The organism is Pseudaeromonas sp. HNCC25DJ182 (assembly GCF_055413365.1).
Genome location: NZ_JBVAYG010000002.1, coordinates 230,296 through 249,020 on the forward strand (window position 1 = coordinate 230,296; position 18,725 = coordinate 249,020).

Annotated in this window: 18 protein-coding genes; 10 read left to right on the plus strand and 8 right to left on the minus strand. The window is 58.8% G+C overall.

Translation table 11 applies throughout. The annotated features are described in order from the left end of the window. Window positions 1-95 precede the first annotated feature (95 nt). Window positions 96-515 (minus strand): winged helix-turn-helix transcriptional regulator, encoded by a 420-nt coding sequence (locus ACZYUB_RS02940; protein ID WP_463945394.1) that lies wholly within the window; start codon window positions 513-515, stop codon window positions 96-98. Between the two features lie 90 nt (window positions 516-605). On the opposite strand from ACZYUB_RS02940, the gene ACZYUB_RS02945 reads away from it, so the two are divergent. Next, on the plus strand, window positions 606-1,454 hold the full coding sequence (locus ACZYUB_RS02945; RefSeq protein WP_463945396.1) for an SDR family oxidoreductase: 849 nt from the start codon (window positions 606-608) through the stop codon (window positions 1,452-1,454). A 425-nt stretch (window positions 1,455-1,879) separates the two neighbouring features. Continuing rightward, the gene (locus tag ACZYUB_RS02950) at window positions 1,880-2,680 is read left to right on the plus strand and encodes a substrate-binding periplasmic protein (protein ID WP_463945398.1); all 801 of its coding nucleotides are present in this window, start codon (window positions 1,880-1,882) and stop codon (window positions 2,678-2,680) included. 114 nt (window positions 2,681-2,794) lie between these two features. On the opposite strand, the gene ACZYUB_RS02955 is transcribed toward ACZYUB_RS02950, so the two are convergent. Genes ACZYUB_RS02955 through norV form a run of 3 tightly spaced genes read right to left on the minus strand, consistent with a single transcriptional unit; the run spans window position 2,795 to window position 5,856 of the window. Then, window positions 2,795-3,139: a TehB family protein gene (locus ACZYUB_RS02955; protein WP_463945400.1), complete on the minus strand. Its 345-nt coding sequence runs from the start codon at window positions 3,137-3,139 to the stop codon at window positions 2,795-2,797. A gap of 51 nt (window positions 3,140-3,190) precedes the next feature. Further along, on the minus strand, window positions 3,191-4,369 hold the full coding sequence (gene norW / locus ACZYUB_RS02960; RefSeq protein WP_463945402.1) for an NADH:flavorubredoxin reductase NorW: 1,179 nt from the start codon (window positions 4,367-4,369) through the stop codon (window positions 3,191-3,193). Next, window positions 4,366-5,856 carry an anaerobic nitric oxide reductase flavorubredoxin gene (gene norV, locus ACZYUB_RS02965; RefSeq protein WP_463945404.1) on the minus strand — a complete coding sequence of 497 codons (1,491 nt, stop codon included), beginning with the start codon at window positions 5,854-5,856 and terminating at the stop codon, window positions 4,366-4,368. Before norV ends, norW begins: the two co-directional genes overlap by 4 nt. 171 nt (window positions 5,857-6,027) lie before the next feature. On the opposite strand from norV, the gene norR reads away from it, so the two are divergent. Then, a complete protein-coding gene (gene norR, locus ACZYUB_RS02970; protein ID WP_463945405.1) occupies window positions 6,028-7,560 on the plus strand; it encodes a nitric oxide reductase transcriptional regulator NorR in 1,533 nt (510 codons plus the stop codon). 43 nt (window positions 7,561-7,603) lie between these two features. Here the strand turns inward: norR and ACZYUB_RS02975 are convergent, their stop codons facing one another. The 3 genes from ACZYUB_RS02975 to ACZYUB_RS02985 are packed head-to-tail and all read right to left on the minus strand — an operon-like array spanning window position 7,604 to window position 10,444. Next, window positions 7,604-8,665 (minus strand): beta-propeller fold lactonase family protein, encoded by a 1,062-nt coding sequence (locus ACZYUB_RS02975; RefSeq protein WP_463945407.1) that lies wholly within the window; start codon window positions 8,663-8,665, stop codon window positions 7,604-7,606. Between the two features lie 5 nt (window positions 8,666-8,670). Then, window positions 8,671-9,681, minus strand: a complete 1,011-nt coding sequence (locus ACZYUB_RS02980; protein WP_463945409.1) for a Gfo/Idh/MocA family protein — start codon at window positions 9,679-9,681, stop codon at window positions 8,671-8,673. A gap of 10 nt (window positions 9,682-9,691) precedes the next feature. Further along, window positions 9,692-10,444, minus strand: coding sequence for a DeoR/GlpR family DNA-binding transcription regulator (locus ACZYUB_RS02985; RefSeq protein WP_463945410.1), 753 nt, complete (start codon window positions 10,442-10,444; stop codon window positions 9,692-9,694). 434 nt (window positions 10,445-10,878) lie between these two features. On the opposite strand from ACZYUB_RS02985, the gene ACZYUB_RS02990 reads away from it, so the two are divergent. Genes ACZYUB_RS02990 through ACZYUB_RS03010 form a run of 5 tightly spaced genes read left to right on the plus strand, consistent with a single transcriptional unit; the run spans window position 10,879 to window position 15,981 of the window. Continuing rightward, a complete protein-coding gene (locus tag ACZYUB_RS02990; RefSeq protein ID WP_463945411.1) occupies window positions 10,879-11,916 on the plus strand; it encodes an AI-2E family transporter in 1,038 nt (345 codons plus the stop codon). A gap of 4 nt (window positions 11,917-11,920) precedes the next feature. Further along, complete coding sequence (locus ACZYUB_RS02995) at window positions 11,921-13,426, plus strand: efflux transporter outer membrane subunit (protein WP_463945413.1); 1,506 nt, start codon at window positions 11,921-11,923, stop codon at window positions 13,424-13,426. Next, window positions 13,423-14,517, plus strand: coding sequence for an HlyD family secretion protein (locus ACZYUB_RS03000; protein WP_463945415.1), 1,095 nt, complete (start codon window positions 13,423-13,425; stop codon window positions 14,515-14,517). The genes ACZYUB_RS02995 and ACZYUB_RS03000 overlap by 4 nt, the downstream gene beginning before the upstream one ends. 8 nt (window positions 14,518-14,525) lie before the next feature. Further along, entirely contained in the window at window positions 14,526-15,554 is a 1,029-nt protein-coding gene (locus tag ACZYUB_RS03005; RefSeq protein WP_463945417.1) for a hypothetical protein, read from the plus strand. 1 nt (window position 15,555) lies between these two features. Continuing rightward, a complete protein-coding gene (locus ACZYUB_RS03010; protein WP_463945418.1) occupies window positions 15,556-15,981 on the plus strand; it encodes an ion channel in 426 nt (141 codons plus the stop codon). A 146-nt stretch (window positions 15,982-16,127) separates the two neighbouring features. Here ACZYUB_RS03010 and ACZYUB_RS03015 read toward each other — a convergent pair whose 3' ends face one another. After that, entirely contained in the window at window positions 16,128-16,607 is a 480-nt protein-coding gene (locus ACZYUB_RS03015) for a glycine zipper 2TM domain-containing protein (RefSeq protein WP_463945420.1), read from the minus strand. 718 nt (window positions 16,608-17,325) lie between these two features. Between ACZYUB_RS03015 and ACZYUB_RS03020 the strand changes: the two genes are divergently transcribed. After that, window positions 17,326-17,970, plus strand: a complete 645-nt coding sequence (locus tag ACZYUB_RS03020; RefSeq protein ID WP_463945422.1) for an NADPH-dependent F420 reductase — start codon at window positions 17,326-17,328, stop codon at window positions 17,968-17,970. Between the two features lie 100 nt (window positions 17,971-18,070). Beyond that, a complete protein-coding gene (locus ACZYUB_RS03025) occupies window positions 18,071-18,685 on the plus strand; it encodes an FMN-dependent NADH-azoreductase (protein ID WP_463945424.1) in 615 nt (204 codons plus the stop codon). The last annotated feature ends 40 nt before the right edge of the window (window positions 18,686-18,725 follow it).

Consider the following 18,725-nt stretch of genomic DNA (forward strand, 5'->3'; position numbering starts at 1 on the left):
GGGAGCATACCATAGGCGGATCCTGGTTCTTGCGGCCGCGATCCAGTACCAGGACCCGGTTACCCGTGTTCGGGGTCGGGCAACCTCGATTGCAGTTATGCGTCGGACGGCGGCGGGCTGTCGCTGCGGACGTTGAGGATCCGTGGCAGGTTCACCTCGATCCAGTCGGCGAGCCCGGCAACCTGGGCGGCCACTTCGGTGCCGAGCGGGGTGAGACTGTATTCCACATGGGGCGGCACCACCGGGTAGGCGATGCGCAGCACAAAGCCATCCGCCTCGAGCCACTGCAGGGTCTGAGCCAGCATCTTCTCACTGACGCCGCCAATCAGGCGCCGCAAATCGCTGAATCTGTGGGTACCGCCGCGCAGGGCCACCAACACCAGCACACCCCAGCGACTGGTGACATGCTTGAGCACCTCGCGGGAGGGGCACTTTTCAGAAAACAGCACGCCGCGCTGCATCAATTCGCTCAATGACAGCGGCTGGGAAGCCGCGATATCTGGATGATCATTCATTTCATACTTACCTTTTTGTGTGTACTTACAAAAAGTTTGTTAGGCGATTATTGTAGGGTCTCTGCGTTCATAACCCCAAGGAAAATGATCATGATTGTCGTGACAGGTGCTTCTGGCCAACTGGGCCGTTTGGTGATCGATTCCCTGCTGGCGCGCATGCCCGCCGGGCAAATTGTTGCTGCCGTGCGTAACCCGGAGCGTGTGGCGGACTTGGTCCAATTGGGCGTCCAGGTACGCCAGGCCGACTACAACCAACCGGATTCACTGGTCCGTGCCTTTGCCGGTGCCGACAAGGTGCTGCTGATCTCCAGCAGTGAAGTGGGTCAGCGGGTCGCACAACATGCGGCCGTGATTGCTGCCGCCCAGCAAGCCAAGGTGAAACTGCTGGCCTACACCAGCTTGCTGCATGCCGAACGCTCCCCGCTCGGTCTGGCGGCAGAACATCAACAGACCGAAGCCTTGCTGCGGGATTCCGGATTGCCGGTGGTGCTGCTGCGCAATGGCTGGTACACCGAAAATTATCTGGCCAGCATCCCCAGTGCGCTGGAGCATGGCGTGCTGCTGGGCAGTGCCGGTGAAGGCCGCATCGCTTCGGCGGCGCGGGCCGATTATGCCGAGGCGGCGGCCATTGTCCTGACTCGGGATCAACAGGCGGGGCTGGTGTACGAGCTGGCTGGTGATAGCGGCTATACCCTGGCGGAGCTGGCGGCGGAAATCTCCCGTCATGCCGGCCGGACCATTCCGTATCAGGATCTGCCACAGGCTGAGTTCCAGAGCATTCTGCTGGGTGCCGGTTTGCCCGAAGGCCTGGCCGCCCTGCTCGCCGATTCCGATGTTGGCGCCAGTCAGGGCGCACTGTTTGATGACAGCCATCAGCTGAGTGAATTACTGGGTCGCCCTACCATGTCGCTGGCGGCTCTGGTCGCGGCCGCATTCTGATTACGGTCATCCAGAGCTGGGCCTCGCCTTATGGCGAGGCCTTTTTATTGCCGGAATCGAACTGAACCGCGATGGTGACAGGACGCTCTGTGCAGGCGCCGACAATTCATCATTCAGAACACACGGAGTGCATGACAGAACTGCAGGTATCTGGAAATATGGAGAAAAGTGACCGAGCGCCCGTGGCCGCAGACTGACTGTTCGGTGTAGCACAGGATGTCGCAGCAGGGTAAAGGAAGGCTCTGTCGCAATGATTTTGGCATCGACAAAAGCTGGCATCCGTGTGGAATTCGGGCGATCGCAGACACGTCGTGAAGACATCCCTGTCGACTCGATGGTGGCATCCCTGCCACCCATGCTATTCGCCCAAACGCCACCGCACTTGATTCACAACCAATAACCGGGACGGAACCAAAAGGAATAGCATGCTTTCTCGTTGCATCAAGATGGTGGGTTGCGCTGTGACCTTGGGTCTCCTGTTCGCCTCGACTCGTCCCTTTGCGGCGGAAGGGGTCATCGTCAGCGGCCATGAGGAATATGCGCCTTTTATGTGGCGGCAGGGGGATGAAATCGTCGGCGTCGGTATCGATGTGGTGAACATCATCTTCCACGATTTGGGGATTAACGTGACCTCCCGCTATGTTGGTCCCTGGAAGCGGATCTTGCGCAAGATCGAACTCGGTGAGGTGGATATTCTGTGCGGTGGTTATATTACCGATGACCGCCTGAAATATATGGCGTTTTCCGAGGAGCCACTGAGTGCGGATCCGACGGCGGTGTTTGTCTGGCATACCCGGGCCTTTCCTTTCGAGACACGGGATGATTTGAAGGGCATCCGCTTTGGTGAGGTGCTGGGCGAAAGCCAGGGCCAGGAGTTCGATGCCTGGCGGAAAAAATATGCCAGCGTCGAAGAGGTACCGACCAGCATCCTGAATATCAAGAAGCTGGAGGCTAACCGCATCGATGCTTTTGTCACCGGCTTATATAGTGGACTGTTACATATCAAAAAAGAGGGATACGCCGGGCGGATTATTCCACTCAAGCACCCGGTCAATACCGAATACCTGCATATCGGGATCTCGAAGAAATCGAAATATATCCAGTATCTGCCCCAGATTGATCGCAAATTACGCGAGCTGCGCCGTAACGGCACCATAGAGCGGCTGATCCAATACCATCTGGAAGACTATTCGGCGACCCAACTCGGCATCAGAACACCGCAATAAGCGAGCATTGCGTTCGCGTCGCTCGGCGCGGGAAGCCGAAGGCTGGATCATCCGCCCTCAGCATCCCCTGGACTCGGTATCCCGGATCCCAGGATCCCGCCCTCGCACCTTTGGTTATGATGGCTGACGACTGTGGTACAGCGGCTGATCCGATGGTGCCTGTTCGGCCCAGAAGTGGATGTTGAAACGGGCATCTGCGGAGAGTTCGACCCGGTGCCAGTACTGGGGCGGGCTGGTGGCAAACTCACCGGCGCGGATCACCAGAGCCAGCTCCGGCTCTTCAGCTTGTTCGTTGGCAAAACCATAGTAAGTGACACTCCCCTCCATCACGCAGAGCTGGCCGAACACGCCGGCCGCCGTATTGTGATGGCTGAGCAGGGCTGGCGGCACGTTATCGCGGGTAAAGAAAGGGGTAGAGCGGCGGACGACCCAGTGGGCCGGGATCAGGTGCATGGACATGGCAATTCTCCTCAAATGGCCGGTTCAGCCGGCCGTTGTCAACCTAACAACTTAACGGGGCAGTTGGCGCAGCAGCGGGAAGGCGGCACTCATCTGATCGCCCCCGACCACAAAGCCGCACAGCTCGCCGTTTTCTCCCCGAGCCTCGGCCACCAATCCCTGTTGGTTCCAGCGGCACTGCCAGGCCAGATCCTCGCCCCGGGTGCGGCCTGCCAGTTGCAGCGGGTAGAGGGGCGTCTTCACCTTCACCAGCATGGGCGGCAGGCTCAGCGCCGTGGGCGCGCCGAGCAGGGTCTTAGCCAGGGCATTGGCGCCGAGCAGGATTGGTTGCAGGAAGGGCAGCAATTGCCCCTGCCATTCGGCACAATCGCCCAAGGCATAGATATGCGGATCCGAGCTGCGCAACCCCGCATCGACCTGGATGCCGCGCCCGACGCTCAGCCCGGCCGCCTGAGCCAACTGGGTATTGGGCTTGAGGCCGATGGCGGAAATCACCAGATCCTGCTCGCTCACTTGGCCATCGCTTAAGATCACCCGGCAGCCCGCGTCCGGCCGCTGCGGATCGCGCAGGGCGATTTCGCGGATCCCCAGGCCCAGCAGCAGGCTCACGCCCTGAGTCAGCAGTGCCTGGTGCAGCGGTTGGCTTAACATGGCGGGTAGCAGGGCGCTGAGCGGGCTGCTGGCCAGATCCACCAGGGTCACCTGACGTCCACTACTGGCCATGTCCATCGCCAGCTCGCAACCGATGAGGCCTGCTCCCAACACCAGAATGCGCTGGGCGTTCTGCAGCCGCGCCTCAATGGCGGCGTACTCCTGCTGGCTGTTGAGGGTCACCAGTTGTTCAGCGCCCGGAATGGGTGGGCGCACAGCCGTGGCACCGGTGGCCAGCACCAGCTGGCCATAGGAGTACTCCCCCTGCGCGGTCAGCACGATGCGGCGGGCAGGATCTATGCCCAGCACAGGGCAGTGCGGTACTAGTGTGATGCGTTGCTGCTCGGCAAATTCGGCGCCGCTTTGGCGGGTCATGGCGGCGGCGCTGCTGCCCCGGCTCACCACATGGCTCAAGTCCGGCTTGTTGTACTCATCCCCGCTGTCGGCGGTGATGAGGCGAATGGGGTGCTGGGCATCCAGCTTGCGCAGGCTCTTGATCAGTTGCTGGGCGGCGAAACCACTGCCGATCACCAGGATCTCCCGACTGACGCCGCAAGTCGCGCGCTCCAGGTTGCTCATACGCAGGCCTCCACGGCGCAGGGTTCGAACACCTCCTTGCCGATGCCGCAGCCGGGGCAGAGGAAGCTCTCCGGTACCTGGGCCCAGGGCGTGCCCGCAGCCACCAGCTGATCCGGCTCGCCGAGTGCCGGATCGTAGATCCACTGGCAGACGGTGCAGAGCATGCTCTGATCCTCATCCAGCGCCGGGCCTGTCGCTGCGACGGAGGGCTGCGCAGCGGCGGCCACAGCCGGCGTCAGCTCGGTGGCCTCGTGGGCGGATAGAGCGAGTTCTGGACTAGGAGCGAGCGGGTGCAGGGCCCACTGTCGGGCGAGCTGACGGCCATGGGCGCGGCACTCGGCCAGCGCCGAGCCATCCGGGCGCCACTTGGCCTTGAGGGAGAGGCTGATGTCGAAGCCGGCGTCCATCAGCCGGGTCTGGATGCGGTCCACAGCGCCACCGGTCCAGCCATAGCTGCCGAACGCTGCGGCGCGCTTGTTGCGAAACCGCAGGCCGGTGATCTCCTCGAGCATGCCCGCCACCTTGGGCATCATGACGTTGTTCATGGTCGAGGAGCCCACCAGTATTCCCTTGGAGCGGAACACCTGAGTCAGGATCTCGTTCTTGTCATGACGGGCGACGTTGAAAATCTTCACCGCCACGCCAGGGTCCACCTCGTGGATGCCTTGGGCGATGGCATCGGCCATCATGCGGGTGTTGTTGGACATGGAGTCGTAGAACAGGGTGATGCGATCCTCCTGATACTGTTCGGCCCACTCCAGGTATTTGAGAATGATCTGGGTCGGGTTGTCGCGCCAGACGATGCCGTGGGAGGTGGCGACCATGCTGACCGGCAGGTTAAAGCCCAACACCTCGTTGATCTTGGCGGTCACCAGCGGGCTGAACGGGGTGAGGATATTGGCGTAGTAGCGCAGGCACTGCTCCATTAACTCGGTCTGATCCACTTCGTCGTTGAACAGTCGCTCGTCGCAGTAGTGTTGGCCGAAGGCGTCGTTGGAGAACAGCACCGCATCCTCGGTCATGTAGGTCATCATGCTGTCGGGCCAGTGCAGCATGGGTGTTTCGATAAACACCAACTGCTTGCCATTGCCGATATCCAGGCTGTCGCCGGTTTTGACCGGGTGGAAGTTCCACTCCGGGTGGTGATGGTGACCGGTGATGGAGTCGATGGCGTTGTGGGTGCAATAGATGGGGGTGCCCGGGATGCGGGCCATCAGCTCGGTCAGGGCACCGGCGTGATCCTCTTCGGCGTGGTTGATGACCACATAATCGATGCTGGCCAGATCGATCTCGGCCGCCAGGTTCTGCACGAACTCGCGGCTGAACTTGTGATCCACGGTATCGATCAGCACGTTCTTGCCTTCGCGGATGAGGTAGCTGTTGTAGCTGGTGCCCTTCAGGGTCTTGTACTCGGTACCATGAAAGTCGCGGACTTCCCAATCCCGTTGCCCGACCCAGTGAATGTTGTTTTTGACGTGAATGGTCATGAATTGGTTCCTCAGCATGCAATAGCGAATAGATGACTGAACCAACTATTGCAGTCGCCGTGCCAATTTATAAATTATTGTTTTTAATGGGTTAGCGGTTCAGTCATTGTCGTTATGACAATCGGCGGTTATAGTCAAAATCACAAAGACACTGTCATTTGGACAATCATCATGATTTCGACCGACAGCCTGGCGCGCATCGCTCTCGATCTGCAACTGGGCATCTCCCATCAGGACAGGTTTCACCGGCTGATCCAGAGCGTGCGCCGCCTGTTGTGCTCCGACGCCTCGGCCCTGCTGCGTTATGAGGGCGGGCAGTTCATCCCGCTGGCCATCGATGGTCTGATGCAGGATGTGCTCGGTCGCCGCTTCCGGCTGGTGGATCATCCGCGCATGGAGGCGATCGCCCGGGCGGGGGATGTGGTGCGCTTCCCCGCCGATAGCCATTTGCCGGATCCCTATGACGGCCTGATCCCGGATCACAGCGACTTCAAGGTGCATGCCTGCGTCGGGCTGCCGCTGTTCTCGGATCAGACACTGATTGGCGCTCTGACCATCGATGATATGAACCCGACCCAGTTTGACGGCATCAGCGATGAGGAGTTGCGACTGGTGGGGGCGCTGGCCGCCGCCGCCCTCAGCAATGCCCTGCTGCTGGAGCGGCTCGCCCGCCAGAGCAGCGAGCCGCTGGCCCCCTCGACCCAGGCCGGGCCCGGACAGCCGGAGATGATCGGCCACTCACCGGCCATGGCTCAGCTGCGCCACGAAATCGCCGTGGTCGCCAGCTCGGAGCTCAACGTGTTGATCCTGGGCGAGACCGGGGTGGGCAAGGAGCTGATCGCCAAGGCGGTGCACCAGGGCTCGCCACGGTCGGCAATGCCGCTGGTCTATCTCAACTGCGCGGCTCTGCCGGAGTCGGTGGCGGAGAGTGAACTGTTCGGCCATGTGAAGGGCGCCTTCACCGGTGCCATTCACAACCGGGCGGGCAAGTTCGAGCTGGCCGACAAGGGCACCCTGTTTCTTGACGAGATCGGCGAGTTGTCCTTGCCGTTGCAAGCCAAGCTGCTGCGGGTGTTGCAGTACGGTGATCTGCAGCGGATCGGCGATGACACCCCGCTCAAGGTGAATGTGCGCATCCTGGCGGCTACCAACCGGGATCTGAAGCAGGCGGTGGTCGAGGGGGCGTTCCGGGCCGATCTCTATCACCGGCTGAGTGTGTTTCCAATCCACGCCCCAGCGCTGCGCGAGCGGCCGGAGGATATCCCCCTGCTGGCGGGCTACTTTTGCGAACGCTGCCGGGTCAGTCTGGGTCTGGAGCGCCTCGGCATCCAGCCCCAGGCACTGCAGCTGCTGGGCCGCTACGACTGGCCGGGCAATGTCCGCGAGCTGGAGCATGCCATTCACCGGGCGGCTGTGTTGGCCCGAGCCGAGCAAGGTAGCCTGACGCCGACGCTGGGCTGTCACCACTTCAATCTGGCAACATCTGCACCCGCTGCCGCCGTCACTCGCCCCGGCGCCGAGGAGGTTCCTGCCCCCATGGCGGCCGGTCTGGGGCTGCGGGCCGCCACCGATGCGTTCCAGATCCGGCTGATCGAGCAGACGCTGGCCGCCGAGAAGGGTAATTGGGCGGCTACCGCCCGGGCTCTGCAGATGGACAGCGGCAACCTGCACCGGCTGGTCAGACGGCTCGGTCTTAAAGAGTAAACCTGCGCACTAGGGTGTTGGGGGGTATGGCCTTGCCGGTACCTTATGGGACTGTATATATGCCGACTGGGGCTTGCAGCGCCAGGCGATGAGGAGGCTTGGCTGCGTCGGGCCACGCGCCCGGTGGTAGTGGATGACTCTCCAACTGATTGCTCCCCTGGGCGGCGACCAGAATATGACTGCCCCGTAGCCGCAGATCCCGGGGGGTATGACCACAGGCCAGCCGCCGGGCCAGGGTGAGCCGCCCGCTTTTCGCATCGGTGTGAAAGACCACCAGACTATTTTCACCCCGCACCGAGACCAGCAAATAACGCCCATCCGGGCTGATTTGGCAGGCGGCGGCGCTGATTTCGTTGGCTACCGCACTATGGGTACCATCGTCTTGCTCCAGAACGGAGATACTTTGCCGGCAAATATATCCAGTGGCGCTATATTCCAGTACCTCGAGATGATTGCTGAGTTCGTGCAGCAAATAAGCGAAACGGCCATCGGCACTGCTGGGCATTAATCGCGGACCCGAGCCTGCGGCACAGCTCAGGGATAAATGCGGTTGCAGGGTCAATACGCCTCCGGTAAAGCGATAGAGTAATACCTGATCCGTACCCAGGTCAGTGGCATAGGCTATTTCCTGATGCGGAATAGTGGCAATAAAATGGGAATGACAAGCCTGTTGTCGTCGATCGCTAGAATTCGGTCCGCTAAAGGGATGAGGGTAAAAGGAGCGCAGATGTGCAGGATTGTCGATGGCCATCACAGCGTCGGCGCCATCGCGAAAGGAGGCCGCTAATATCCAGGAGCCGGATGGATGGAATGAGGAATAATAATAGGGCGTGATGGTTCGTCTGATATGAATAAAGCCACTCGGCTGCAGCTGGTATATATCAATTCCAGCCTCATCGGTCTGCTCGTCAAGAAATGATACCCATAGCTGTTTTCCCAAACAGATAACCGCACCTGGTTTTTCCGCCATGGATAGAAAATCAACAAGCTGTAATTCACCGCTGGGATGATTCAACTGGATTTTGGCAATGCCACGGCCATGATACTGCTCATTGCCATAACAGACCACAAACAGGATCTCATCTATATGATTAGCACCGAACATAGGATTTATTTCACTCCATCCTGCGGCCTGTTTTCATCACCGGCAAATATAATGTTGGCGGAGTGACGAGCCTGTTCCAGCACCGAGGAGACCGTGTGTGCTATATCCAGCCAGGCATAACAGCGAGCATAATCTCGCGCCATATAACAATCCCGGAAGTCCTGAAATTCGTACTCCATATGATTGGGGATCGAAGGTTGATGATGGTATTGCTGGCCATTATTCAATACCACCTCGGCTCGGCCGCAGATATTGGGTGTATCCATGATGCGGGCATAACCGAGGCTGCCTTGCACCGTGAAATGCCCTGGGCTGGCCGAGTCTTTGGCGCCACTGCAAACGGCTATAAAATCAGCGTATTGCAGCAACAAGATCCCCGAGGTATCGATGCCATTGGCTCCTCGATTACAACGATAATGTACGGCTTGGGGGGCGCCGAATAATGCGCAAGTGACATACACATTGTAGAGGTTGATATCATATAAGGCACCACCCGACATGGCCGGATCGAAGGCGGGATGAATAATGCCCCGCTGATAATCATCATAGCGACTCGAATATTGCGAATAATTGCATTGCACCAGGCGTAATGGCCCGAGACTCGGGAGTTGGGATTGCAACCATTTCCAGACCGGGGTGTGGATCGAGGTTATGGCTTCAAATAAAAACAGTCGTCGTGATTTAGCCAGTGCGATTAATTGGCTCGCCTCATTCAGGCTCGAGGTTAATGGCTTTTCACAGATGACATGCCGGTTATGTTCAAGTGCCAGGCGCGCATAAGCATAATGCAGATTATTCGGGATGCCCAGATAGATAAAATCTACCTGCTCATCCTGCAATAATTGTAGGTATTCGGTATACAGATGGGGGATGGCATATTGGTGTTGCAGATTCTCTCCCTTCTCCCGACTCGATTCGCGGACACAGAGCGCATAAATAGTGACGCCATCCACCCGGCTTAATGCATCCAGACAGGAGTGAACAATATTACCTGAACCCACTAATGCAATCTTCATTCAACGCTCCTTAGGCCACGACGCGCAAATCAATATCATGCCGGGTGAATAATTCGATAAAACTAGCCGGTGGCGGCTGATCGGTAATCACACAATCGATGTCATCCCAGCCAGCGCCATGAAATACCAGACGTTGATTGAACTTGGCATATTCACAGACGCAAATACGATAAGCCGCCTGCCGGGTCATCGCATGTTTGAATTCGGCTTCCAGCTCCTGTTCACAGCCGAGTCCATGTTCCGAGAAGGCGGGCACGCCGATAAAGGCTTTATCCGCTTGATAGCGGCTGATTTGACGAATGGCTTCGGCGCCATAGATGGCCCGATTAAAGGGATTGAACTCGCCGCCCAGCATGATTTTCCGGATGCTTTCCTTGTCACTGCATTCCGCCAGAATATCCAGCGAGTTCGTGATAAAGCAGGCTTCGACGGCGGTGGCGCGTGCGATTTCTGCCGGTATGGTGCCGGTGTCCAATAACACCACATCCTGGGGCTGGATCAGGCTGGCGGCATAACGGGCCAGTCGCAGCTTGATGGCGTCCGGCTCGCTGCGCTCCCGGTAGGAGCGACCGGCTAATTTAGGCGGCTGCGATATGGCGCCACCCCGCACCCGCAAGATCCCTGTCACCTGACCCAACTTCAGCAGATCCCGGCGCGCCGAGTCGTAGGAGATCCCGTACCGCTGGCAGATGAATTCCTGAGTGACCTTTCCCTGCTGGTGGATGATCTCGGTGAGTTCCAGAATGCGCTCGTCCTGGGTCATAGCGGCCTCATGCTGATGAAAATAGCGGTATTTGTACGTGATTGTAAGTTATTGTGCGGCATTTGACACTAATCACTTAATTTAGCTTATGTCATCTTGGCGATCTGCTGGCTGGGCGAACCCGCGGTAAGCCGAGCCTGCAGTGCGGCCTGCGTCGGTATGGCCCTGATGCGGGTATTCGCTACTAATCAAATGAATATCAAAGAATTAGCTGAACTATTGCACGCTGGACTACGCTTTCATGGACTGAGGATCGCTAACCACCTATCTTGAATTCAGGTCCATTTGTGACTGTACATTGCAATATTGGCTGACCTGAGAGTGAATTCGGGTCCGTAATCCTAATGCTCATTCCTTATGTGTAGAGGCAAGCCAACATGGAAAATAACGACATCGCTGTTCTTGAAAAAAGATTAGTTGCCAGATTTCTGGATATGTTTATCAAGCTGGGTCTCATCCTGGCACTGGGTTCCTTCTGCTTTACCGTGTTCTCTCCCTTCATGAACATGATGCTATGGGCCCTGATCCTGGCGGTCACGCTCTATCCGCTGCACCAGTTTTTTGCCGCACGTCTGGGGGGGAAACAGGGGCGGGCTTCGACCCTGTTAGTGCTGTTGGGATTGTTGGTGATAGTCGCACCCACCGTCCTCATGGTTGGCTCTTTGGGGGATAGCGTCAGTGCTCTGGTCGACCAGATAAACAACAACACCTTGGTGATCCCAGCTCCCTCCGCCGATATCGCCACCATTCCGGTGGTGGGTGCCAAGCTGCATGCGCTCTGGCTGAAGGCCTCGCAGGATCTGCCCAGTCTTCTCATCAGCTACAAACCTCAGTTGGGGGATCTGGCCAAGCAGGTGGTCGGCACCTTGGCCAGCATGGGCGGTGGTTTGGTGGGCTTCGTCTTCTCCTTTATCGTGGCGGGCGTGATCATGGCCTGGGGCGAGTCTGGGGCTGTGAGTGCCAGCCGCATCGCCATGCGTATCACCGATGAGCAAAAGGGCCATGCCCTGACCAAGCTGTGTACCAGTACCATTCGGGCCGTCGCCCAAGGCGTCATCGGAGTGGCCCTCATCCAGGCACTGCTGGCGGGGGTGGTGATGGCGTTGGCAGGGATCCCGGCTGTTGGCATCTTCTTCGTATTGGCACTGATTTTGGGGATCGCCCAGGTGCCGGTCATCCTGGTCACAGCTCCGGCCATCGCCTGGATGTGGAGTGCCGGTGACCATGGCACCCTGATGAATGTCCTCTATACAGTCCTGCTCATCGTGGCCGGTATGGCCGACAACGTCCTCAAGCCGCTACTGCTGGGGCGGGGTGTCGATGCTCCCATGCCTGTCGTGCTGCTCGGTGCTCTGGGCGGCATGGCGACCGGTGGCATTCTCGGCATGTTTATCGGGGCCACCATGCTCTCCATTGGCTACCGAATCTTCATGACCTGGGTCAATGATGGTCTGGCGACTACAGGAAAATAACCCTATGGCGGCCCTTGCTTCCTCCATGCGTCTCTTACTCACGGGCGGTGCGAGTCTATTGTTCGGGGCTTGTACCATGCTGGGTCCCGACTATCAGACGCCGCAAGTCCAGGAAATGGCCAACTGGCACAGTGCCGGCGGGGGACCGCAGGCGGCATCAGCCACCGATTATCGCCAGTGGTGGAACCAGTTGCATGACCCTGTGCTGAGTGCTTTGGTCGAGGAGGCCTTGCTCAAGAATCCGGATGTGCGGATAGCGGGTTTGCGGATCCTCGAGACTCAAGCCCAGCTCGGCATCGCGGAAAGCCTGTTGAGTCCTCAAGCCACAGTGGGCACAGCGGAGTGGCTGCGGACGGGCAAGACTCGCAGTTATGGTGCCGGTTTCAATCTCGGTTGGGAGCTCGACTTCTGGGGCAAGTTCCAGCGCGGCATCGAAGCGGCGGATGCCAACTACTTCGCTACTCTGGCGCAGTACGATGATATGCAGGTGCTGATGATCGCTCAGGTAGCCCAGCTCTATGTGAGTATTCGCACCGTGGAGGCCAGACTCCAGATCGCCCGGGAAAATGCCCGCATCCAGCAGCGCAGTCTGGAGATCACCGAGCGACTGTTCAAGAGCGGCAACAGTGCCGAGCTGGATGTGCAGCAGGCTAAAACCCAGTATCTGGGGACCCTCTCCGGCATTCCGCAACTTGAGACCAGCCTGCGTCAAAGCCAGAATGCGCTGAGTACCCTGCTTGCCAGAACGCCAGGGCCGCTGCCGGAGATGAGCAGCAACACCGGTCATATTCCGCAGGGTGAGCTGGCCTTGGTCACCGAACTGCCTGCCGATCTGTTGCGCCGTCGTCCCGATGTGCGGGTCGCGGAGCGACAACTGGCTGCCCAGTCCGCGTTGATTGGTGTGGCCGAGAGCGAGCTCTATCCCTCCATCACCCTGCTGGGAACCATGGGTGTGAGCGCCACGAACGGCGACAGCAATACTTTCTCCTGGGCCATAGGACCCTCGCTCAGCTGGAATTTGCTCGATCAAGGGCGGCTCGGTAACCAGATCCTGGTGCAGGATGCCCGCTTCCAGCAGCTTCATGAACACTATCGCGATATCGTGTTTAAAGCGGCTCGCGAGGTGGATGACGCCGCAGTGGCTTACGCCAACGGTCAGGAGGAGATCACCCTGCTGGCCCAGACCGGCGAGGCGGCCCGCCGCTCACTGGAGATCGCCAACACCCAGTACCGCGAAGGAATGGCTGATTTCCAGCGGGTGCTTGATTCCCAGCGCGCCCTGTTCAACCAGCAGGAGCGTCTGGTCAATAGTCGCGGTGCCCGGATGCGGGATCTCATCACGCTCTACAAAGCGCTGGGTGGCGGTTGGGAACAGGGGCGACTGCGTCCTCTGGTATCCCCGGAGGTGGAGGCTCAGTTGCGTACGCGCGCTGCCTGGGCTCCCTTGCTTGATGCCACCCGTCCTGCGTCATCCTCTCAAACATCAACCTCCAAGGGTAACACGCCATGACTGACAGCATTGCTTCTCCCGGTCAGGCCAGCCGCCGTTCCACGTTCGGGTTGCTGGGTCTGATCCTTCTTCTGTTGATCTGGTATCTGCTGGCTGACCGACTGACCCCTTACAGCTCTCAAGCGCGTGTCCAGGCCTTTGTGGTTCCGATTGCTGCCGAGTTGTCCGGACAGATCAAACGGGTCTATGTGCATGACAATCAGGATGTCGAGGTGGGTGCGCCGCTGTTCGAAATCGATCCTGAGCCCTATGACATAGCGCTGGCCAAGGCGCGTTCTGACTATCAGACGGTGCTGAGCGGCGTCAAGGCGAATGGCGAAGGGGTCAAGGCGGCTGAAGCCGCTCTGATGGCCATGCGTGCCGCTTATGATAATGCGGCCAAGGATGCCGAACGCCAGGAGCGTCTCTATCGTGAGGATCCCGGTGCCATCTCGGTGCGGCGTCTTGAGGTAGCCCAGGCGACTCGCGAGACAGCCCGTAGCCAGGTCGCTGCGGCCGAGGCTGATGTGCGGCGGGCGATCGAGGCGGCGGGGGTGAATGGCGACAATAACTCTCAGTTGCTCAGTGCCCGGGCGGCTGTGCACAAGGCGGAGCTGGATCGAAAGAACAGTCTGGTCGTGGCCCCTAGTCGTGGTCTAATCACCGACTTGAGCACGGATGCGGGCCAGTTTATCGGCGCGGGGGCTCCGGCCATGACCCTGATCGCCATCCATGATGTCTGGGTGTCGGCCGATCTGACGGAAAACAACCTGAGCAACATGCGACCAGGCGACAGAGTTGCCATTCTGCTGGATAGTTCGCCTGGTCACCTGTTTGAAGGTGAGGTGCGCAGCATCGGCAATGGGGTGAGCGACGGAAAAAGCCAACCAACGGGATCCTTGCCGAGCGTCGAGAATAATCGGGACTGGCTGCGACAGGCCCAGCGTTTCCCGGTGAAGATAGCATTCAAGGCCGCGGATTTTCCCCCGGTCGAGGCGCTGCGGGTTGGCGGTCAGGCTGATGTGCTGGTTTATACCGGCGATAGTTGGGTCATGAACCTGCTGGGGGCATTCTATATCCGTCTGATGAGCCTCTGCTCCTTTCTCTATTGAGGCGCCATATGCATAACGCCGACAGGGCAGTGCTGCGAATAGGCTTAGGCATAGCGCTCGCGGTGGCGATCTGCTACGGAGTGTCGCTGCCCATGCCGCACCTCGGGGTCATCATGGCTTGGGTGGTCCTATGCCGTCCCGGAGAGGTGCTGACTTTGAAGAAGGGCGTGGTGGGGGGAGTCATGCTGCTGGGGGTCATGGTCGCTGGGGTGTTGCTGGTTCCCCTGTTGACTCACTATGCCCTGGCGGCTGTGCTGATCGTCAGTTTGTTACTCTATCTGCTGATGCAGCAGGCCATGTCCGGGAAGGGGGCTGCGGCCATGCTGCTCATCATGGCTATCACGGTGATCCCGATAGCAGGCCTCATCGAGCAGGCGTTGGCCATTGCCATCGGCCAGATGATGGCGGTGGGGATCCTGGTCGGCACGCTAGTCAACCGGGTCGCGCATGGCTTGTTTCCGCCACACCGGGTGACGGGAGCGGCGGTAAAGCTCGAGCCGCAACGTCCTGAATACCCACAACGACTGGCACTGCGCGCCGTAGCCATGGTGTTGCCGGTCTGGCTGCTGGCGCTGGGCAATCCGGCCTTTTACATTCCAGCCGTCATGAAGACAGTGGCGTTAGCCCAGCAGAGTACCGCCATACGAACCAAGCAGGCGGGGCAGGAGCTGGTACTCTCGACTCTGATGGGGGCCTTGCTCGCTTTCGCGCTTTGGCTGGGACTCAGCCTGTGGCCTTCACTACTCATGTTGGTACTGATGCTGGCACTGATGACCCTCTGGCTGGCCCGGCGTCTGGTGCGACTGGTGGCGAGTCACTTTTCGCCTTCGTTCTGGAGCAATGCCTGGATCACGGCGCTCATCCTGTTTGGCCCGGCGATCGAGGATAGTGCCAGCGGCAAGGACGTCTGGCTTGCCGCGGCGATGCGTTGTGGCCTTTATCTGTTGGTGGCTGGCTACGGTTGGCTGTGTATCTTATTGCTCGAGCAGTGGTGGCCGGTCGGCCGGCCACTAGCTGAAGCTCAGTTAGGAGAGTGACATGTTTTTCATTTTTCTGGTTGGTATTCCGGTGATCCTGGCCAACATGTTGTTGCAATCGCTGGTGTCCGTGTGGTGTATCCGTTTTTATCTCAAGCACTTTGGCGAGCGCGAAGGCATTATCGCCGGTGTGTTGGCACTGTTCGGTATCATCACCCTGGTGATGCTGGGCAACCTGGCACAGATTGGTATCTGGGGCGCGCTGTTTCTGTGGCTTGGCGAGTTCAACACCTTGCAGGAGGCGGTCTATCATTCGGGGGTCAACTTTGCCACTTTAGGGTATGGCGACATTGTCATGAGTGCCAAATGGAAGTTATTGGGACCACTTGAGGCGGTTAATGGCGCTCTGATGATAGGTCTATCTGGTGCATCCATGTTATCGATCTTGCAGCACCATATGCGTAAGCAACTGCCTAGGCTGGACTGAGCAGGTTGAGTTGGCTCCGATGCCCAGGTCGCTCCGGCCGCTTTCTCCGGGCGCTGCCGAGAGTGGTGGCTCAGGAGCTGTGGGAGCGTGAATCGGACCCAGTCTTCGGCAAGGTCGATTCACGCACAGCGAAGGGAGTGAGCGACTTATTTAGCCTTATCCACCTGGGTATCCGCTCCCGAGGTCAGAATGCGGACCTTATCCCCCTTGGCAAAACTCAGCTCAGGCGTGCTCGGCTGCACCACGGATATCAGCTTGCCGGCATCGGTTTTCACCGTTAATTCAACCATCTGCTGCCCTGCGGCACTGGCCGCCGTATTGGTTTCAGCCGCTTGGCGACGGCGTGAGGCTCTGGCGCCTGCCACAGCCCCGGCTGCGGTGGCGATATCCTGTCCTGAGCCACCACCAAACTGGTTCCCGACTGCGCCACCGATGGCCGCAGCGCCGAGGGTTCGTAAGCCCTGGCGATTGCCCGATGTCGAGCCGGACGCCGCATTGGCGCTATCGGTAAAGATCCGCGCCTCTTGTACCACGCCATATTGGATCTCTTGCGCCGTACCCGCCAGGACCGTATCTGCCGCCATAACCAGCAAGAGGAGGGCGGTACCCAAGTTCCTTTTCATCATGACCATCTCATTATCCTCGTAGCGAGAGAGCATAGGTGCGTGTTAACCGGTTCGTGTCAGTACGCGCTTCAGGCTGCAAATGATGTCGATATCATCACCACCACTCCCATGCCGTGCGGCGAGTACAGCGTCTCCGTCGTTGCTGACCCTGAAGCCATGGGATGTATTGCTGCGTCGTTTGTATCGCTATGAGTGTATGACAATCTTGGGGCGACGTAGTGTGAGTTCAGAGAAGATCTCTATGGCGAGAGGTGGTTCGACGGCGACAGACGACTTCATCACTACCGTTCCTGCCAAATGCCTGATGGGTCTAACCATGACGAAAGCGCTCCCACCGGTTCAAAGTGGGCGCTCGCCATCAGAACTTCATGGTTTCGCCATCTGCCGGAATGCGAACCAGTTCCTGAATACCGTGCTGCTTGACGAAATCCCGCAGCTCTTTTCGGCTCGAGGTCATGTGGTTGATGGCCTCGCCCTGTCCGTTCAATGACCAAGACGATTAGGGAACCGCGCCAAATTTTGGTCTTCATTACTACGAAATATGGACGAATCTATTCCAACTTTTCCGCCTACTCCCCCAATGCTCGTCTCTTTATGCTGGGCTCTGTCGGATGGTTTTGCCGCGAACGCGACGCTTGAATCTGACTCTTGTTACCAGCAGCTTTCAGGGCGCTGATGGTTCACAACGTATGAGTCCCTTGTCTGGAAGGAATAAAACATGAGTATTGGCATCATAGGTTCTGGCGCGCTCGGCTCGAATGTCGCACGGGCACTGGCTAAAAAAGGTCTGTCGGCCATGATTTCAAACAGCCGCGGCCCAGCGTCCTTGGCTCCCTTGATCGCAGAGCTGGGGGGCTCGATTAAGGCTGTTACTGTAGAAGAAGCCGCCCGTGCCGATATCGTCCTCGTCGCCGTGCGCTGGAGCGACCTTGGCAAGGCATTGGCAGGGCTGCCAGCCTGGAACGGCCGTATCGTTATCGACGGCACCAATCCGGTTGAGTTTCTTGATCCCCATTCGCCGGATGCCCAGGATCCCGCCAATCCATTGGCTGCCTATGGCATCAAGGCTATCGATCTTGGCCAAAAATATTCGAGTGAGCTCTTTTGTGAGATTGTTCCTGGTGCTCGCGTGGTCAAGGCGTTGAATCATCTGGATGTTCAGGTGTTGTCGCAACCCGAGGTATCGGGTGGTCAGCGCGTACAGTTCTACTCGGGGGATGATGCAGCGGCCAAGGCCGAGGTCCGCCAACTCCTCGAAGCGATCGGATATTTTCCGGTTGACCTGGGGTCGCTCGATGTCGGTGGACGGCTGGCGCAACTGCCGTTTGGCCCTCTGGCCGCGACCAACTTTATCAAGATCTAGTTATCTCATGAGCTAGCCCCGCGAGAGTCAAGTTATGGCGCGCCAACGCGCGTCACTTTGAGTCTGCTTAGTGTGCTTTTATCACTTCAAGGAACCTAACATGACGACCATTCTGCATATCGATTCCAGCATCCTTGGCGGTTACTCGGTAAGCCGAGATCTCTCTGCCAACATAGTCGCTCGGCAACAGGCACTTTATCCCGAAGCTCAAGTCATACGGCGAGATCTTGTCGCAGATGCTGCTATGCATCTATCGGATGGCCACCTTGCTGTCTTCCAGGGTGGAGCGGTCGGCGATACAGCGCTTGGCGAGGATCTCGCCACGGGTGCGGCTTACCTCGACGACCTGTTTACCGCTGACATCATCGTCATTGGTGCTCCCATGTACAACTTCTCGATCCCCTCGCAATTGAAGGGCTGGATCGACCGAGTCTGCGTGGCTGGCCGGACGTTCAAGTACGGTGCCAATGGCCCCGAAGGGCTGGTGACGGGGAAAAAAGTTTTCGTGGCTTCGACGCGTGGCGGCATCTACTCGGACGGTACGCCGATGGCCAGTCTGGATCATCAGGAGAGCTATCTGCTTGGCGTGCTCGCCTTCATCGGTCTGACGGATGTCACGATCATTCGTGCGGAGGGGCTGGCGCTGGGCGAGGAGCCCAAGAGCGCGGCGGTGGCGAAGGCCAAGTCCCAGATCGCAGCGCTATCCGCCGGATAGCGCTTCGGCCAGCCATGCATGATCGCCGAGCGGGCAATCT

Excerpts from the sequence above, each read along its gene's own strand:
- norW (WP_463945402.1), bottom strand. The coding sequence starts at position 4,369 with ATGAGCAACCTGGAGCGCGCGACTTGCGGCGTCAGTCGGGAGATCCTG.
- norV (WP_463945404.1), bottom strand. The coding sequence starts at position 5,856 with ATGACCATTCACGTCAAAAACAACATTCACTGGGTCGGGCAACGGGAT.
- ACZYUB_RS02945 (WP_463945396.1), top strand. The coding sequence starts at position 606 with ATGATTGTCGTGACAGGTGCTTCTGGCCAACTGGGCCGTTTGGTGATC.
- ACZYUB_RS02975 (WP_463945407.1), bottom strand. The coding sequence starts at position 8,665 with ATGTTCGGTGCTAATCATATAGATGAGATCCTGTTTGTGGTCTGTTAT.
- ACZYUB_RS02985 (WP_463945410.1), bottom strand. The coding sequence starts at position 10,444 with ATGACCCAGGACGAGCGCATTCTGGAACTCACCGAGATCATCCACCAG.
- ACZYUB_RS02980 (WP_463945409.1), bottom strand. The coding sequence starts at position 9,681 with ATGAAGATTGCATTAGTGGGTTCAGGTAATATTGTTCACTCCTGTCTG.
- ACZYUB_RS02955 (WP_463945400.1), bottom strand. The coding sequence starts at position 3,139 with ATGTCCATGCACCTGATCCCGGCCCACTGGGTCGTCCGCCGCTCTACC.
- ACZYUB_RS02995 (WP_463945413.1), top strand. The coding sequence starts at position 11,921 with ATGGCGGCCCTTGCTTCCTCCATGCGTCTCTTACTCACGGGCGGTGCG.
- ACZYUB_RS03020 (WP_463945422.1), top strand. The coding sequence starts at position 17,326 with ATGAGTATTGGCATCATAGGTTCTGGCGCGCTCGGCTCGAATGTCGCA.
- ACZYUB_RS03010 (WP_463945418.1), top strand. The coding sequence starts at position 15,556 with ATGTTTTTCATTTTTCTGGTTGGTATTCCGGTGATCCTGGCCAACATG.
- ACZYUB_RS03025 (WP_463945424.1), top strand. The coding sequence starts at position 18,071 with ATGACGACCATTCTGCATATCGATTCCAGCATCCTTGGCGGTTACTCG.
- ACZYUB_RS02990 (WP_463945411.1), top strand. The coding sequence starts at position 10,879 with ATGTTTATCAAGCTGGGTCTCATCCTGGCACTGGGTTCCTTCTGCTTT.
- ACZYUB_RS02950 (WP_463945398.1), top strand. The coding sequence starts at position 1,880 with ATGCTTTCTCGTTGCATCAAGATGGTGGGTTGCGCTGTGACCTTGGGT.
- ACZYUB_RS03015 (WP_463945420.1), bottom strand. The coding sequence starts at position 16,607 with ATGATGAAAAGGAACTTGGGTACCGCCCTCCTCTTGCTGGTTATGGCG.
- ACZYUB_RS03000 (WP_463945415.1), top strand. The coding sequence starts at position 13,423 with ATGACTGACAGCATTGCTTCTCCCGGTCAGGCCAGCCGCCGTTCCACG.
- norR (WP_463945405.1), top strand. The coding sequence starts at position 6,028 with ATGATTTCGACCGACAGCCTGGCGCGCATCGCTCTCGATCTGCAACTG.
- ACZYUB_RS03005 (WP_463945417.1), top strand. The coding sequence starts at position 14,526 with ATGCATAACGCCGACAGGGCAGTGCTGCGAATAGGCTTAGGCATAGCG.
- ACZYUB_RS02940 (WP_463945394.1), bottom strand. The coding sequence starts at position 515 with ATGAATGATCATCCAGATATCGCGGCTTCCCAGCCGCTGTCATTGAGC.